Consider the following 15,468-nt stretch of genomic DNA (forward strand, 5'->3'; position numbering starts at 1 on the left):
TCATGCTCGACGGTTTCGTGCCCTGGCCCGGCCATCTCGCGGCTGAGTACCGCCGGACGGGAATCTGGCCCGGCCGGCCGATCGGTGACCTGCTGCACGAGTCATGCCTGCGGCACGCCGACCGGGTGGCCGTGGTCTGCGACGAGCAGCGGCTGACCTACGCGGAGCTGTCCCGGCGGGCCGACCGGCTGGCCGGCGGCCTGATCCAACGGGGCATCAGACCGCTCGACCGGGTGGTCGTCCATCTCCCCAACATCCCCGAGTTCGTCGTCCTGGTCTTCGCCCTGCTGCGGGCCGGGGCCATCCCGGTCCTCGCACTGCCCGGACACCGCAAGGCCGAGATCTCCCACCTGTGTGCCCATTCCGGCGCCGTGGCCTACGTGGTGAAGGACGAGTTCGGCGGTTTCGACTTCCGTCAGCTGGCCCGGGAGATACCCCCGGTCCCCCACGTGCTCGTCAGCGGCGACGCCCAGGAGTTCACATCGCTGGAGTCCCTGGAGTCCCTGGAGTCCCTGGAATCGCCGGAGCCGTCGGCCGGCGCAGGCGTCCCGCTGCCCCGTGTGGACCCGTCCGATCCGGCGCTGTTCCTGCTGTCCGGGGGCACCACGGGTCTGCCCAAGCTGATCCCCCGGACCCATGACGACTACGTCTACGTCATGCGGGCCACGGCGGAGGCCATGCGCGTCGGCCCCGAGCCCGTCTACCTGGCCGTCAATCCGGTCGCACACCAGGCGGCGCTCGCCTGCCCAGGGGTGCTCGGGAGTCTCCTGCTGGGCGGCAAGGCGGTGTTGACGTCGAGCCTGCGGCCCGACGAGGTGTTCCCGCTGATCCATCGCGAGGGCGTCACCGTGACCACGCTCGTCCCCTCGATCCTGCGGCTGTGGGCCGATTCCGGACGGGAGCCCGGCGAACTGTCCCGGCTGCTCATCCAGGTGGGCAGCGCCCCGCTCGACCCCGCGCTCGCGAGCCGCGCGCGCCGGCTCCTCGGGTGCGGGATCCAGCGGTGGTACGGCATCAGCGAGGGCCTGTTGACCCACACCAGGCTCGACGATCCGGAGGAGGCGGCCGTGAACACGGACGGGCGCCCCATGTCGCCGGACGACGAGGTCCGGGTCGTCGACGAGTCCGGCGAACCGGTGCCCGAGGGCGAGACCGGCGAGATGCTCGTGCGGGGGCCCTACACGATCCGCGGGTACTACCGGGCCCCCGAGGAGAACGCCCGCTCGTTCACCCCGGACGGGTTCTTCCGCACGGGCGATCTCGTACGGCGCTGGCCGGACGGAAACATCATGATCGTCGGCAGGATCAAGGACGTCATCAACCGCGCCGGCGAGAAGGTGTCGGCGGAAGAGGTGGAACGGCAGCTCCGCACCCACCCAGCGGTCGAGGACGCGGCCGTGGTCGGCGCGGCCGACACCGTGCTCGGTGAGCGGACCTACGCGTTCCTCGTGCTGACCGGGGCGGAGGTCCGCTCGTCCGCGATGAAGGACTTCCTCCGGGGATGCGGCCTGGCCACGTACAAGATCCCCGACCGGCTGGTCCGGCTCGACCGGCTGCCGCGCACTCCGATGGGGAAGGTGGACAAGAAGGCCCTGCGTGCCCTCGCCGCCGAGTCGGCGAGGTGAGGGACGGGGAACGCGGCGGCGGTGACCGGCCGCCGGCGCGTTCGCCGGGGCCGATCACCGCGTGAGGGCGCATCGCGCACCGACCGGAAACCGTCACGGGGAATGGGCGCCGAAAAACGGAATATCCCGGAACGCCGTCATCCAGAACAATGAGGCGGCCTTCCGTTCCCCTTCGTTCAGCCGCCGCCGGGAACGTGCCACAATTCAGGGAAGGACGGCGTGAAGATCGCGGCACGCAGATAATCCGCTCCGGACGTCCCACCCGTGCCCATTTTCCCGCCGATGACCCGCTGAACGAGCACCACGTGCCGGTACTGCCACTCCTGAAACGTCTGGTCGAGGTCCACCAGCGCCTGGCGTATCTGTTCCGCCACGCCGTCGTCGCCGTAGAGGCCGCGCAATGCGGCGGGCAGATCGTGCGGTGAATACCCCTCCGCGGAGAGGTACGCGAGGAAGGAGTCGAAGAGGGTGGGCTCCATGGCCCTCGCCTCGATGCGCGCACGGCCCGGGCTGCCCTCGGGGAACTGCTCGGCCACCGTTCCGTCCCGCCGCCCGAGCACCATCTCGATCTCGCGGAACTGCGCCGAGAAGAAGCCGCTTCCCTTGCCCAATGCGCCACGAAACGTACCGAACTGCTCCGTTGTCAGCGTCTCCAGCACGTCGATCTGCGCCGTCAGCGCCCTGAGGACCGCCCGCGTCCGGCGCAGGGTCCGCAGCGCGGGGCCGCTGTCCGCCTTGCGCAGGTTCGCCTGGAGGGCGTCCAGCTCGTGGAGCAGTTCCTTGAACCACAGCTCGTGCGACTGGTGGACGATGACGAAGAGCAGCTCGTCCGGTTCGTCCGTGTGCGGCCGCTGGATGTCGAGCAGGGTGTCGAGAGCCAGGTAATCGTGATAGGAGCTGTAGGCGGAATGGGGATTACGCATGAAGACACAAGCCTCCGCTCGCCGTGGTGACTGTCCTCTTTGATAGCACACCGAAACCGCCCGCGAACGAGACCTTTCAACTCTCATTCATCGCCCACGCACCGGATACCGCCCCTTCATCCACAGGAAAGCATTCGTCTTCTTGTGTGCACCCTCCCGCTCCCCCATGATGGAGAGCGGAAATCGCAGGGAGCAGGGAGACCCCGTCCCGGGCCTACCGACGGGAATCCATAAGCCCAGGAGAAACGGAGGGCCCGGTCTCATGGAGCACGGACACGCAAAGGACGACGCGCAGCGCACCGTCCCGCGTCTTTTCGAAGCGGTCGCCGCCCGGTCGGGGGACGACACCGCCGTCCTGTTCGAGGGCAGGAACGTCAGTTACGCGGATCTGAACGCCGCCGCCAACCGGCTCGCCCGATGTCTGATCAGCCGCGGCGTGGGGCCGGACTCCGTCGTCGCCGTCTCCGTCCCGCGGTCCGTCGACCTCGTCACGGTGCTCCTCGCGGTGCTCAAGGCGGGCGGCGCCTACCTCGCGCTCGATCCGGCGTACCCGGCGCAGCGGCTGGCGCACATGGTGTCCGATGCCCGCCCGGTGCTGCTGGTCCGCGCCTCGGAACACGCCTCACCCGCCCTGCCGGACGAGGGCGTTCCGGACCTCGTGCTCGACGACCCCGCGTTCCGTGCGGAGTGCGGGACGCGCCCCGGTCACGACGTGTCCGACCGTGAGCGCCTCGGCGCGCTGCGCCCCGAGAACCTGATGTACGTCATCTACACCTCGGGGTCGACCGGCCGGCCCAAGGGCGTCGCGGTGACGCACTCCGGTGTCGTCGGCCTGGTGGCCAGCCAGGCCGAGCAGATCGGGGCGGGCCCGGGCGACCGCGTCCTGCAGTGGGCGTCCATCAGCTTCGACGCCGCCTTCTGGGACATCTCGCTGGCCCTGCTGTCCGGTGCGGCCCTGGTCGTGGCGTCGGCCGAAAACCTGCTGCCCGGCCAGCCACTGGCGGACACGCTGGCCGAGAACAAGGTGACCCACGCGACCCTCCCCCCGGTGGCCCTCAGCGTCACCGACCCGGACGGGGTGCTGCCCGGCGGGACGCTCGTGTCCACCGGAGACGCCATCTCGCCCTCCCTCGTGCGGACCTGGTCCGAGGGCAGGTCGGTCTTCAACGGCTACGGTCCCACCGAGGTCACCGTCGGCATCGCCATGGGGCCGATCACCGGGCCCGACGACATCGGCATCGGCCGGCCGTTCTCCGGCAGCACCGTCCACGTCCTCGACGAACGGCTGGCGGAGGCCGGCCCCGCGGACGAGGGCGAGTTCTACCTGGCCGGCCCGGGCCTGGCGCGCGGATACCTGAACCAGCCCGGGCTGACCGCCGTACGCTTCGTGGCCGACCCGGCCGGGCCGCCGGGCAGCCGGATGTACCGCTCGGGCGACCGGGGCCGGCGCCGGGCGGACGGAGAGCTGTTCTTCGCGGGCCGGGCGGACGACCAGGTGAAGGTCCGCGGCTTCCGGATCGAGCTGGGCGAGATCGAGGCCCGGCTGGCTTCGCATCCCGCCGTCGGCCTCGCCTGCGTGGTGGTCGAGGGCGACGTCGCGACGGCCCGCATCGTGGGCTACGTGACCGTACCGCCCGGCAGCGGGACCGGGATCACCGGCGCGGAGCTGCGGGGGTACGTGGCCGGATCCCTCCCGGAGCACATGATGCCCTCCGCCGTCACCGTCCTGGACCGCTTCCCCACCACGCCCAACGGCAAGGTCGACCGCGCGGCCCTGCGCGCAGCGGCCGCCCGCGCGCCCGTGCCGGACGCGGAAGCCGCCGCCCACCCGGACGTGTGCGCACTGGCCGAACGGGTCCTCGGGGTTCCCCAGGCGCGGCCCGAGGACAACTTCTTCGACCTCGGCGGCCATTCCGTCCTGGCCACCCTGTTCGCACGGGAGATCCGCAAGGAGTTCGGCGTCGTGATCCCGATGCGGACGATGTTCGAGGCCGCCACGCTCGGGGAGCTGGCAGCCGTCGTACGGTCTTCCCACAAGCCGGACCGCACCTGAGCCCCGCGCCGCGCCCTCCCCGAACCCGCGCCCTCCCCGGACAACGACCCCGGTAGCGGCCCCGGTACCGGCCCCGGGGAGGGCCCATCGCTCAGCCCGCGGCCGCGAGGACCAGCGGGAGGACCTGCTCGCTGCCCGCCCTCCGCAGCAGGCGGGCGGCCACGGCCAGGGTCCAGCCCGAGTCGGTGTAGTCGTCCACGAGCAGGACGGGACCCGGCGCCCCGGCCAGGGCCGCGGCCAGCTCCTCGGAGACGGCGAAGGCGCCGGACAGCGCCCTGAGGCGCTGGGCGGAGTTGCTGCGGCGCGCCGCGTGGGTGCCGTCCGGCCCGGTGTACGTCAGGGTGCCCAGGAACGGGAGCCGCCCCACGGTCGCGATGCCCTGGGCGAGGGAACCGACCAGCTGGGGACGGGTCAGCGAGGGGACGGCGACGATGCCCACCGGCCGCGCGGAGGGGTCCGCGACGTTCGGCGCCCAGCCGCCCGGGGAGCGCGCCCAGTCGGCGATGACCGCCACGGCGGCGTGCAGGACGTCGTCGGGGACGGGCTGGTCCGGCGCGTTCTCCGCGAGCAGCGGTCGCAGCCGGTTGCCCCAGCCGATGTCCGAGAGCCGGCCCAGTGCGCGCCCGGTGGAGCACTGCTCCTTGACCGGGATGCGCCCCTTGAGGTCGATGCCGAGCGCGGACATCCCCGTCGGCCACATGCGGCGCGGCTCGATCTCCGTCCCCGGGCGGTCCAGCTCCCTGGCCGCCCCCGTCAGCGTCTCCGACGAGACGGAGGAGTCGGCCCAGACGCCCGCGCAGTTGTCGCAGCGGCCGCACGGGACCGCCCCCTCGTCGTCCAGCTGCCGGCGCAGGAACTCCATCCGGCACCCGGTCGTCCCGACGTAGTCGCGCATGGCCTGCTGTTCGGCCGCCCGCTGGCGGGCGACCCAGGCGTACCGCTCGGAGTCGTAGCTCCACGCGGCGCCGGTGGACGCCCAGCCGCCCTTCACCCGCTTGACGGCCCCATCCACGTCGAGGACCTTCAGCATCGTCTCCAGCCGGGTGCGCCGGAGCTCCACCGCTGCTTCCAGGGCCGGTACGGACAGCGGGCGGCCCGCGTCGGCGAGGGCCGCGAGGGTCTGGCGGACCAGGGCCTCGGGCGGGAAGGCCGTATCGGCGAAGTAGCGCCAGATCGCCTCGTCCTCCTTGCCCGGCAGCAGCAGCACGTCGGCGTGCTCGACCCCGCGGCCGGCGCGGCCGACCTGCTGGTAGTAGGCGATCGGCGAGGACGGCGAACCGAGGTGGATCACGAACCCGAGGTCGGGCTTGTCGAAGCCCATGCCGAGCGCGGACGTCGCGACCAGGGCCTTGACCCTGTTCTCCTGGAGGTCGATCTCCGCCTGCAGACGGTCGGCGTTCTCGGTGCGCCCGGTGTACGAGGCCACGTTGAAGCCGCGCTGCCGCAGGAAGGCCGTGGCCTCCTCGGCGGCGGCGACGGTGAGGGTGTAGATGATCCCCGAGCCCTGCAGCTCGTCGAGGTGCTCGGCGAGCCAGCCCAGGCGGTGCGCGGCGTCGGGCAGCCGGACCACGCCGAGCCGCAGGCTCTCGCGCTCCAGAGTGCCGCGCAGTACGAGGGCCTCGCCGGCCCCGGTGCCCAGCTGCTCGGCGACGTCGGCGGTGACGCGGGCGTTGGCCGTGGCGGTCGTGGCCAGCACCGGCACGCCGGGGGCGAGCTCGGCGAGCATCGCCCGCAGCCGCCGGTAGTCCGGGCGGAAGTCGTGGCCCCAGTCGGAGATGCAGTGCGCCTCGTCGACCACCAGCAGGCCGGTCGTGGCCGCGAGCTTGGGCAGCACCTGCTCGCGGAAGTCGACGGAATTGAGGCGTTCGGGGCTGACCAGGAGGACGTCGGTCTCGCCCCGCTCGACCTCCCCGTAGATCGTTTCCCACTCCTCCGGGTTGGCGGAGTTGATGGTGCGCGCCTGGATGCCGGCCCGCGCCGCGGCGTCGACCTGGTTGCGCATCAGGGCGAGCAGCGGCGAGATGATCACCGTGGGTCCGGAGCCGCGGCGGCGCAGCAGGGCGGTGGCCACGAAGTACACCGCGGACTTGCCCCAGCCGGTGCGCTGCACCACCAGGGCCCGCCGGCGGTCCTCGACCAGGGCCGCCACCGCCTGCCACTGGTCCTCCCGCAGCCGCGCCGAACCCCCCGGGTCGCCGACGAGCTCGGCGAGGATGGTGTCGGCTTCAGTGCGGAGCTCCAGGTTGTCCATGCCCCCATGCAACCCGATGGCACGGACAATCGCGCAACTCACCCAGCGTGACACGGGGCTCACGAACGGCCGAGCGGCCCTGCCGCTCCCCGGGCGGGCGGACGGCCCGGAGGCGTTCCCGCCGGTACGGGGGCACCCTCCGGCGCCGAATGCGTCATCTTCGGCGCGGTGGGGCAAGGATATGAACGGCATACCGGCGAATTCCGGTCGGCGGCGGCAATTGCTCGTTGCCGCATGCTCGGGGCCCACGCGAGAATTGGAGTGTTCCCGCCCGGCTCCCCGGTACCTCCCGGGCCCGGCCGCGGCGCGCCCACACTCCAGCCGTGCCCGTTCGCGGGCGTGTACCCGAAGGGAGGACCGTGACCTTCGGATTCGCCCAGCCCTCGACCACGTCCCTGGCCATGCTCACCGGCGGCGCCAGCCGGCACGGCCGACGACTGGAACCCGCCGAGTGGACCGCGGCGGGCATCCCGCTGCTGCGCAATCCGCGCGAGGTCGTCAGCGGGCTGCACTCCCGGCACGGCCCGGTGCCGTCCACCGCGGTGATCGCCGTCCTCGGCCCGGAGGAGCGGCTGGTCGCGAGCGCCTCGTTCGTCCAGCGGTCGCCCTCCGCGGACGGCTGGGAGTACCGCAACGCCCTGCTGTCGCGGTTGCGCCGGGTCCTGCCCCACGACCTGCGGCGCCGGACCCCGGTCCGGACGGCGGTACTGCTCTACTGCCGCGAGGGCGACGAACGCTGGACCGAGGAGGACGGGGCCTGGATGTGGGGGCTGCGGGACGCCTGCACCCTGCACGGGCTGCGCTGCGGCGCCTACATCACCCTGACCCGCGGCGGCTGGCAGGTCCTCGGCGAGGGCCGGGGCGGCCGGCAGCCGAGCTCCGACTCGAAGCCGCAGCGGATCGGCGACACGGGGGCCGAGTTCGCCCCGCTCGCCCTGCACACCGGCGGCGGCGCGGGCGAAGCCCTGCGCCGGACCGCCGCGCGCTGAACCCGGCGCGCGGACCGGACGGAAGCCGGGCCGGCCCCGGTACGCGGGTACGCACGCGGACGGGCGCACGCACCCGGACCCGGGGACACGGCGAAAGCGACCGCGCAACCGAATCCGGCACCCGGCCGAACCGGGCGTACGACGGATCAGGCCCGGGGCTTCGGCGGGGCCGGCTCCGTCGCCCGCCCCGCCCGCCGCCCGTACCGGATCCGGTTACGGTGCGTCAGACGCCCGCACCCAAAGCCGAGTTGACCAGCGCGGTCTCGCCGCACACGACCAGCAGCGCGCCGGCACCGGCCCGCGCGGCCGGCAGCACGGCCGCGAGCGCGTCGTCCGGACCGCCGTTGGCGGCGACGACCACGACGGGACGGCCGCCGGCCCGGCCGGCCTGCGCCGCGTCGGCGTAGAAGACGTCGTCCCCGGCGGCGTGCAGGGCCCAGTACGCGGCCTCGCCGAAGGACAGCTCGTGGGCGGCCCACGGGTGCGGGTCGCCGGTGGTGAGCACCAGGATGTCGCCGGGCGCGCGCCCGGTGTCGAGCAGCAGGTCGACGGCCTCTTCGGCCGCGTCCAGCGCACCCTCGGCCGAGGCCGGGATCAGCTGGACCTGAGGCACCTCCGCCGAGACGGACGGCGCGGCGGGAGCCGGAGCGGGGGCTGCTGCGGGAACGGGTCCGGGGGTGGCCTGCGGCGCACGCTGCGCGGGCGGTGCGGGCCGGACGGGACCGGGGCGTCCGGGCCGCGGTACGGCGGCGGGACGCGGACCAGGTACGGGACGGGGGGTCTGCGCGGTGCGGCTCGCGGCCGGCGTGACGCGGGGACCCTGGGCACTCTCGTGAATCTGAGGCTCCTCGATGGCGGGGTGAGAGGCGGGAGTTGATGTCTATCAAACACCGGTACGAAACGTACCGGCCGGTGGCACATGGGTGCGATCAGAAATCGAAGCCGAGTTGGCCTCCGTTTTCCAGTTCCACGGCTTCCTCGCTGCGGCGCACCTTCTTGAGGTGGCGCCACCGGGGCAGCGCGTCGAGGTACGACCACGAGAGCCGGTGGTAGGGGGTGGGACCCCGTTCTTCCAGCACCGCTCGGTGCACCGGTGAGGGATATCCGGCGTTGGCGGCGAAGGCGAAGTCCTCGATCCCGCCGTCCTGCCGTCCGAGCTCGGCCATCATGCGGTCGCGCCGGACCTTGGCGATGACCGAGGCCGCCGCGACGGCGACGCAGGACTGGTCGCCCTTGATCACCGTCCGGACCCGCCACGGGCGGCCGAGGTAGTCGTGCTTGCCGTCGAGGATCACCGCGTCGGGCCGCACGGGCAGGGCGCCCAGGGCCCGCTCCGCGGCGAGCCGGAGGGCGGCGGTCATTCCCAGCTCGTCGATCTCCTCCGGGGAGGCGTGGCCGAGGGCGTGCGCCGTGACCCACCCCTCCAGGACGTCGAGCAGCGCGTCGCGCCGTTTGGGGGTGAGCAGTTTGGAGTCGGTGAGCCCGGCGGGCGGCCGGCGCAGACCGGTGACCGCGGCGCACACGGTGACGGGACCGGCCCAGGCCCCTCGTCCGACTTCGTCGACCCCGGCGATGACCTTGGCGCCGGTGGTGGCGCGGAGGGAGCGCTCGACGGTGTGGGTGGGTGCTTCGTACGGCATGGCGCCAGCAAGGTTACGCCGCCCCGGGCCGCCTGCACACCCCGGCCCCTCGGAGGCTCCGGCTCCGGGCAGTCGGCAGGCCCTTCCGGACCGCCGAGCGGAACCCGGCGGAGCTCACGCCCGCAGGGGCGGCACCCTCCCGCCGTCGGTCGTCTGCTCGATGCACCGGCCCGCCCGTTCGCACCCGCACACCCTCGTGCGGTACATCGCCACCGCCGGGATCACCCCCATGACACGCGCACCCGCCGCGTCCGGCTCTCTCGTCGCCCCGCCCAATTCTCCTATTGGAGCGCTCGGCGAACTCGGCGAGCTCGGCGATCAGCGGCTACGCGTGCTCGTGCGGCGGCTGCTCGGATGACCTGGTGGAAGCGTTCCGTCTGCGTACAGTCGCATTCGTGAAGCACCGACCGCAGGGCGTGTCCGGCGAGCGAGTGCATGACGTCCCGTATCCGGAAGCACAGCGGGCACCGGTCCTCGCGCACGGATCCACGATCGGGAATCTCACCGATCCGCGGAAGCCCGTGAGTTCCGCCCCACCGCGCCGAGCCGCTCCGAGGCGGCGGCCGCGATCGCCCGTCGCGCCTCGGAGGACGGCCGGCGCGGCGCCCTCACTCGACGCGGCTGCCGAAGGCGCCGAGCCGCGCGCACTCCCGGTAGGAGGCGGTGACCGGGCGCTCCCGCAGGATGCGGCGCGCCCGCTGCTCGCCCAGGCTGGTCGCGTACCAGGGGGACGCGCCGGACCGGGCCAGCCCGTCGGCGATCCCGCGCAGCGCGCAGGACCGCTGGGGTTCCGGCAGGCCGTCGAGGGCGGGCACGGCGTCCGCCGACAGGGACTGGAAGTAGGCCAGGTCGATCTTGCCGTGCTGCTGGAAGCGGGCCGCGTTCCGCTCGGCGACCATGCCGTCCGGGGACAGCAGGCCGAAGACGAGGACGGCGGCCGCGGCGCTGCCCGCGACGGCGCTCGGCAGCCTGCGCGCACCGAGCACACCGGCCGCCATGATCAGTACGATCACCAGCCCGAGCCACAGCTCCATGGCCGCCACCGACACCCGCAGCCGGGTCAGCCCGTACGCGTCCACGTAGAGGTCCATCCGGCGCAGGGCGGCGGCGACCACGATCAGGGTCAGGACGCACAGCGAACCGAGCACGACGCGGACGAACCGCCGGTCGCCGGCGCCGTCGCGCGGGGCCCAGCGCAGGGCGAGCGCGATCACGGCGAGGGTCAGGAGCGTGGCCCACAGCAGCTGCCAGAAGCCCTGGCGGGCGTATTCGGCGTACGTGAGACCGGTGCTGTCCAGGACCTTGTCGTACCCGCCGAACAGGACGGCCAGCTGCACCGCGTTGAAGCCCGCGAAGAGCAGGTTGAGCACGACGAGCGGAAGGGCCCACTCGACACGGGACCGCGGTCTGCCGGGAGTCGTCCTGATCCGGTCCCAGCGCAGCGGCGCCGCGGCGATCCGGGCCGCGGCGAGCGCGAGGACGGTACCGAGCAGGAAGAGCAGGACCCGTACGGGGCCGTCGCCGATGGACACGTCGGGTGTCAGCTCGCCCAGCAGATCGGCGAAGGCGGCGTCGGCGGAGGCGAAGAGGGTGCCGAAGAGGACCAGCAGGACGGCGGCCACGGCGGCGGCCTTGACCACGGGCAGCCAGCGGTCCTTGCCGGCCCCGCTGCGGGAGCGCAGGCCGCTCCAGGCCCAGCCGACGCCGGACACGGCGGCTTCGAGGAAGCCGACCGGGGCGAGCAGGATGCCGGGCCAGGTCCGGCTGCCGTGCAGGGCGAGCGCGCCGAGCAGGACGGCGGCGAGGATCGCGAGCGTGGACGGCCATGCGGAGTCACGCAGGGCGGGTATCGCGAGGAGCGCGAGGCAGCCGACCGCCCAGGCCACGCTCCAGGGCCGAGCGGTACGCAGGGCCGTGCGGGCGGCCGCGTACGCGGCGACGGCGGCGGGCACCACCGCGAGCAGCAGGCCGGGCCCGAGGCCGTCCCCCAGCAGCAGGGCGGCGGCGAGGCCCGCGACGAGGGCGGCGACCAGGGTGGCGGTACCGACCGGGGCCGCCTCGGCGGGCCTGATCCGTACCACCCAGTCGGCCGGTGCGGCGGCCTTGGCCCGGGCGGCGGCGACCCGTTGCTGGTAGAGGTGCTCCTGCCAGGCGTGCCAGGCGGCGGCATCGCCGGGAGTGAGCTGCGGAGGAACGGGCCCGCCGGCGGCGGCAGTCGCGGTGGCAGTCGCGGCCGCGGGACCTCCTGTCGCGGGCGCCCCTGCCGCAACCCCCGTGCCGGATCCGGCAGTCGGGCCGGTGCTCGTACCGGCAGCGGCACCCGGACCTCCACCGGCGGCGCCGACAGCCGGGCGGGTGCCGGCCGGTGCGACCGCGCCCGCCCGGGCGTCCGCCCCCGCGGTGTGGGACGGTGCCGCGGTCGGCTCGGGTGCCGCCCCCGCGGCACCGGCTTCCCCGGCGCGGCCGGTGGTCGGAGCGGGATCCGGCGAAGGATCCGGCGCGGGCGGACCGTCCCCCGCCGCTCCTGCGGCACCCGCGGCGCCCTCGACGCCTGCGCCGCCCGCCGCCCCCGTCCCGGCCTCGGCCCCGTCCGCCCCGTCGGTCTGGTCTGACATCGGGTTCCCCTCCCCTGCCGGCCGCCCCGGACGTGTCCCACGGGTACGGCGAAGCGGACAGGGTAGGCCTGCGACGTGCGGATTCAGCCAGATCCAGCGGAGCCCTGTGGCAGGACCGTGACAATCAGAACGGCTTGATCCCGCCCGTCCGGGGACCCGGGCATGACCGGACCCGGAATGACCGGGACCCCGGGCATACCGCTGTCCCTCAGAGCCCCCCGGACTCCGGCAGCCAGTCCGGCAGGGCCTCGGTGCGCGCCAGCCACGCCTCCGGGAGCACGGCTTCCCCGCGCGCACCCAGCACGCCACCGACGATCGCGCAGGTCGTGTCGACGTCCCCGCCCACCTGCGCGGTGGTCCAGAACGCCCGCTCGTAATCGTCCAGGGAGCGCGCCGCCGACCACAGGGCGAACGGCACGGTGTCGTGGGCGCTGGTGCGGCGCCCGCAGCCGAGGACGGCGGCGACCGTGGTCGCGTCGCCGTAGTCCAGCATGTCCCGCGCCCGCCGTACCCCCGCGCCCACGGCGCTGCGGGGCACCAGCGCGATCACCCCGTCCAGCAGGTCGGCGGGGCTCGGCGGGCCGTCCGGGGCCGCCGCGAGCGCCGCCGCGGCGGCGACGGCCATCGCCCCGCACACGGCCTCGCGGTGCTGGTGGGTGGTGTAGGCGGAGATCTCCGCCTGGTGCGTGGCCTGCTCGGGGTCGTCGGCGTACCAGGCGCCCAGCGGCGCGATCCGCATGGCGGCGCCGTTGCCCCAGGAGCCCTGCCCGTTGAACAGCTCGGCGGCCAGCGTGCGCCAGTCCGCGCCCTCCCGGACCAGGCGCAGCATGCGGTTCACGGCGGGCCCGTAGCCGCGGTCGAAGTCGTGGTGGTGGGCGAAGGAGGAGGCGAGGGCGTCCTGGTCGATGCGGCCGTGCCCGGCCAGCACCGCCACCACCGAGCAGGCCATCTCGGTGTCGTCCGTCCACTGCCAGGTCCCGGCGCCGGCCGGCAGTTCCCGGCGCTTGAGCAGCGGGTAGTTCACGGGGACGAAGTACTGGGAGCCCAGGGCGTCACCCAGGGCCAGCCCTCGGAGGCTGGCCACGGCGCGTGCGTAGCGCCTTTCGGAAGAGGAGTCAGCGGTCATCGCGCGACACTCTAGCCGTCCAGGTCATAAGGCTCGGGTGTGGTCCAGCGCTCAAACGGGCGGTCCATCCGATACCGGCCGTCCGGGCCGGGCAGGAGCACTCTGAATTCGCCGTTCCCCGGATTGGACAGGGCCTCGAATTCGGCCACCGACCAGTGGAACCAGCGCATGCAGAACAGCCGCATCGTCAGCCCGTGCGTCACGAGCAGCACGTTCTGAGGGTGGTCCGGGGCCTCGAAGCTGCGGTAGAGGCTCTCCAGGAAGGAGCCGACCCGGTCGTACACGTCGGCCCCCGACTCGCCCTGGGCGAAGCGGTAGAAGAAGTGGCCGTACGCGTCCCGGTACGCCTTCTGCAGCCGGACGTCGTCCCGGTCCTGCCAGTTGCCCCAGTCCTGCTCGCGCAGCCTCGGCTCCTCGCGCATCCGGACGCGCGCCGGATCCAGTCGCAGCTCCCGGAAGGTCTGCAGGGTCCGGCGGTACGGGGAGACGTACGCGCTGATCGTCTCGTCGCCGAAGAGCTCCCGCAGGCGTTCGCCCGCCTCCGCCGCCTGCTCGTGCCCCTTGCGGGTCAGCCGCAGGGAGTGGTCGGGCTCCCTCTCGTAGACCGAATCGTCGGCGTTCCCCTCCGATTCCCCGTGCCGGACAAGGACGATGCGCCGTGGTCTGACCATCCCACGACCCTATTCGGCCACCGGCGGGCCGCCACGTCGGGCACGCCGGTCAGAGCTGCGGTTGTCCTACGGTCATACCGTCCAGGAGGGTTCGAGGTCGACAACGTCTCCGGTCAGCGCCTCCACGTCGGCCTGGATCTGGGCGCGCAGCGAGAGCCGCTCGACCCGCTCCTGCCGGTACTTGCCGTGCTCGGCGGCCGCGCGCCACATCGACAGCACCAGGAACTCCCGGCCGGGTGCCTCGCCGAACAGCCCGCGAACCATGCCGGGCGAGCCCGCCATGGCCGGATTCCACACCTTCTCCTGCATGAGCGCGAAGTGGTCGACCCGGCCCTCGCGCACCCGGGTGTGGGCGACCCGGACGACGTCGGCGTCGGTGAAGCGCGGCTCGAAGCCGGTCTTCACGTCGAAGCGGTGGTCGAAGAGGGTGGCCCGCAGGTCGGTGTACGTGCCGTTCTGGGCGGCGGCGAGCCGGTCGTGCGCCCGTGCCATGAAGGAGTCGTAGAAGGAACGGCTCTCCCAGAACGTGAAGACGTGCGCGACCCCCTGCCGGCCCCGGCTCCAGCCGCCGCCCTGTCCCCGGAATCCCGGTTCTCCCGGCAGCCCCGCCCATTTGCGCTGCCCGCGCTCGAACCCGCGTCGGTCCGTCACCGTGCAGCGAATCCACTTGACCAGCACGGCGCCATCGTACGGTCCCGACGCGGCCCGGGTCAGTCCTCGGCGCGGTGGATCGCGACCAGTTCCGCGGTCTCCCGATCGGGCAGACGGATGCCGAACTCCCGGTCGAGCACGGCGGCGAGCTCGTCGCGGCCCACCACCCGCTCCTCGGTCCGCCCGTCGGGGTACAGCGAGGTGAGCCGGCTGCCGACCAGGGCCCGCCGGACCTGCGCGCCCGGGTGCTGGACGACGACCCTCCCCACGAAGGAGGAAGCGGGGTGGGAGGAGCTGTAGTGGTTCAGCACGACGTAGTCGACGGGGTGGTAGGGCTGCGGCGAGAACGCGTACAGGTCGCGCCAGTGCCCCGCGCGCAGCGTGCACAGCGCGAGGACGCCCCCCGCTTCCTCGCGCACGCGGAAGCTCCACTCCCCCTGGTGCACCACGGCGCCGGGACGCCCGAGCGGGACGGGTTCCGTGGGACCCGCGTAGCCGAACCCCGCGTCGCACAGCCACGGTTCCCCGTCGACGGTGACCACGAGGACGGCGTGCGTCACCGCGAGCAGGGAGTCACCGCGGGTGCGGTTGCGGGCACCGCGCCCGGAGACCTCGAAGCCGATCCGCTCCAGGGCGGCGGCCAGCAGCGAGTTCTGCTCGTAGCAGTACCCTCCGCGGCGGGAGTGCACGAGCTTGGCCTCGATCGCCTTGACGTCCAGCCCGACGGGGCGGCCGAGCGCGACGTCCAGGTTCTCGAAGGTGACCGCGGCGGTGTGGGCCCGGTGCACTGCGTACAACGTCGTGAGGTCCGCGCGGAGTTCCCCGCCCGCCGGCCCGCCCTCGTACCCGATCCGCGCCAGGTACGCGTCCAGGTCCAGCTCGTCACCGCTCCACATGGCTCCCCCACTCCGACCGGCGCGAAAA

The 15,468-nt window shown here is 73.5% G+C and carries 12 protein-coding genes; 3 read left to right on the plus strand and 9 right to left on the minus strand.

Annotation, left to right across the window (positions count from 1 at the left end; all coding sequences use genetic code 11):
• The first annotated feature begins 2 nt into the window (after window positions 1-2).
• Window positions 3-1,625 (plus strand): (2,3-dihydroxybenzoyl)adenylate synthase, encoded by a 1,623-nt coding sequence (locus ACZ6S8_RS27415; protein WP_469460063.1) that lies wholly within the window; start codon window positions 3-5, stop codon window positions 1,623-1,625.
• Between the two features lie 176 nt (window positions 1,626-1,801).
• On the opposite strand, the gene ACZ6S8_RS27420 is transcribed toward ACZ6S8_RS27415, so the two are convergent.
• The gene (locus tag ACZ6S8_RS27420) at window positions 1,802-2,548 is read right to left on the minus strand and encodes a tryptophan 2,3-dioxygenase (protein WP_469460064.1); all 747 of its coding nucleotides are present in this window, start codon (window positions 2,546-2,548) and stop codon (window positions 1,802-1,804) included.
• 262 nt (window positions 2,549-2,810) lie between these two features.
• Between ACZ6S8_RS27420 and ACZ6S8_RS27425 the strand changes: the two genes are divergently transcribed.
• Window positions 2,811-4,601, plus strand: a complete 1,791-nt coding sequence (locus ACZ6S8_RS27425; protein ID WP_469460065.1) for a non-ribosomal peptide synthetase — start codon at window positions 2,811-2,813, stop codon at window positions 4,599-4,601.
• 91 nt (window positions 4,602-4,692) lie between these two features.
• Here ACZ6S8_RS27425 and ACZ6S8_RS27430 read toward each other — a convergent pair whose 3' ends face one another.
• Window positions 4,693-6,852, minus strand: a complete 2,160-nt coding sequence (locus ACZ6S8_RS27430) for a RecQ family ATP-dependent DNA helicase (RefSeq protein ID WP_469460066.1) — start codon at window positions 6,850-6,852, stop codon at window positions 4,693-4,695.
• Window positions 6,853-7,211: 359 nt separating this feature from the next.
• On the opposite strand from ACZ6S8_RS27430, the gene ACZ6S8_RS27435 reads away from it, so the two are divergent.
• A complete protein-coding gene (locus ACZ6S8_RS27435; RefSeq protein ID WP_469460067.1) occupies window positions 7,212-7,841 on the plus strand; it encodes a hypothetical protein in 630 nt (209 codons plus the stop codon).
• A 223-nt stretch (window positions 7,842-8,064) separates the two neighbouring features.
• Here the strand turns inward: ACZ6S8_RS27435 and ACZ6S8_RS27440 are convergent, their stop codons facing one another.
• The 7 genes from ACZ6S8_RS27440 to ACZ6S8_RS27470 all read right to left on the minus strand — a co-directional run bounded on the left by ACZ6S8_RS27440 (window position 8,065) and on the right by ACZ6S8_RS27470 (window position 15,440).
• On the minus strand, window positions 8,065-8,694 hold the full coding sequence (locus ACZ6S8_RS27440; RefSeq protein WP_469460122.1) for a hypothetical protein: 630 nt from the start codon (window positions 8,692-8,694) through the stop codon (window positions 8,065-8,067).
• Between the two features lie 76 nt (window positions 8,695-8,770).
• Window positions 8,771-9,481 (minus strand): ribonuclease HII, encoded by a 711-nt coding sequence (locus ACZ6S8_RS27445; protein ID WP_469460068.1) that lies wholly within the window; start codon window positions 9,479-9,481, stop codon window positions 8,771-8,773.
• A gap of 608 nt (window positions 9,482-10,089) precedes the next feature.
• Window positions 10,090-12,096, minus strand: a complete 2,007-nt coding sequence (locus ACZ6S8_RS27450) for a DUF4153 domain-containing protein (protein ID WP_469460069.1) — start codon at window positions 12,094-12,096, stop codon at window positions 10,090-10,092.
• A 208-nt stretch (window positions 12,097-12,304) separates the two neighbouring features.
• Window positions 12,305-13,222 (minus strand): ADP-ribosylglycohydrolase family protein, encoded by a 918-nt coding sequence (locus ACZ6S8_RS27455; RefSeq protein ID WP_469460070.1) that lies wholly within the window; start codon window positions 13,220-13,222, stop codon window positions 12,305-12,307.
• A gap of 11 nt (window positions 13,223-13,233) precedes the next feature.
• The gene (locus tag ACZ6S8_RS27460; protein ID WP_469460071.1) at window positions 13,234-13,893 is read right to left on the minus strand and encodes a histidine phosphatase family protein; all 660 of its coding nucleotides are present in this window, start codon (window positions 13,891-13,893) and stop codon (window positions 13,234-13,236) included.
• A gap of 72 nt (window positions 13,894-13,965) precedes the next feature.
• Complete coding sequence (locus tag ACZ6S8_RS27465; protein WP_384535621.1) at window positions 13,966-14,571, minus strand: YdbC family protein; 606 nt, start codon at window positions 14,569-14,571, stop codon at window positions 13,966-13,968.
• A gap of 32 nt (window positions 14,572-14,603) precedes the next feature.
• Window positions 14,604-15,440, minus strand: a complete 837-nt coding sequence (locus tag ACZ6S8_RS27470) for an arylamine N-acetyltransferase family protein (protein ID WP_469460072.1) — start codon at window positions 15,438-15,440, stop codon at window positions 14,604-14,606.
• Between the last annotated feature and the right edge of the window lie 28 nt (window positions 15,441-15,468).

The sequence above is a fragment of the Streptomyces sp. NPDC048461 genome (genome assembly GCF_055587105.1).

Excerpts from the sequence above, each read along its gene's own strand:
- ACZ6S8_RS27415 (WP_469460063.1), top strand. The coding sequence starts at position 3 with ATGCTCGACGGTTTCGTGCCCTGGCCCGGCCATCTCGCGGCTGAGTAC.
- ACZ6S8_RS27420 (WP_469460064.1), bottom strand. The coding sequence starts at position 2,548 with ATGCGTAATCCCCATTCCGCCTACAGCTCCTATCACGATTACCTGGCT.
- ACZ6S8_RS27425 (WP_469460065.1), top strand. The coding sequence starts at position 2,811 with ATGGAGCACGGACACGCAAAGGACGACGCGCAGCGCACCGTCCCGCGT.
- ACZ6S8_RS27430 (WP_469460066.1), bottom strand. The coding sequence starts at position 6,852 with ATGGACAACCTGGAGCTCCGCACTGAAGCCGACACCATCCTCGCCGAG.
- ACZ6S8_RS27445 (WP_469460068.1), bottom strand. The coding sequence starts at position 9,481 with ATGCCGTACGAAGCACCCACCCACACCGTCGAGCGCTCCCTCCGCGCC.
- ACZ6S8_RS27450 (WP_469460069.1), bottom strand. The coding sequence starts at position 12,096 with ATGTCAGACCAGACCGACGGGGCGGACGGGGCCGAGGCCGGGACGGGG.
- ACZ6S8_RS27455 (WP_469460070.1), bottom strand. The coding sequence starts at position 13,222 with ATGACCGCTGACTCCTCTTCCGAAAGGCGCTACGCACGCGCCGTGGCC.
- ACZ6S8_RS27460 (WP_469460071.1), bottom strand. The coding sequence starts at position 13,893 with ATGGTCAGACCACGGCGCATCGTCCTTGTCCGGCACGGGGAATCGGAG.
- ACZ6S8_RS27470 (WP_469460072.1), bottom strand. The coding sequence starts at position 15,440 with ATGTGGAGCGGTGACGAGCTGGACCTGGACGCGTACCTGGCGCGGATC.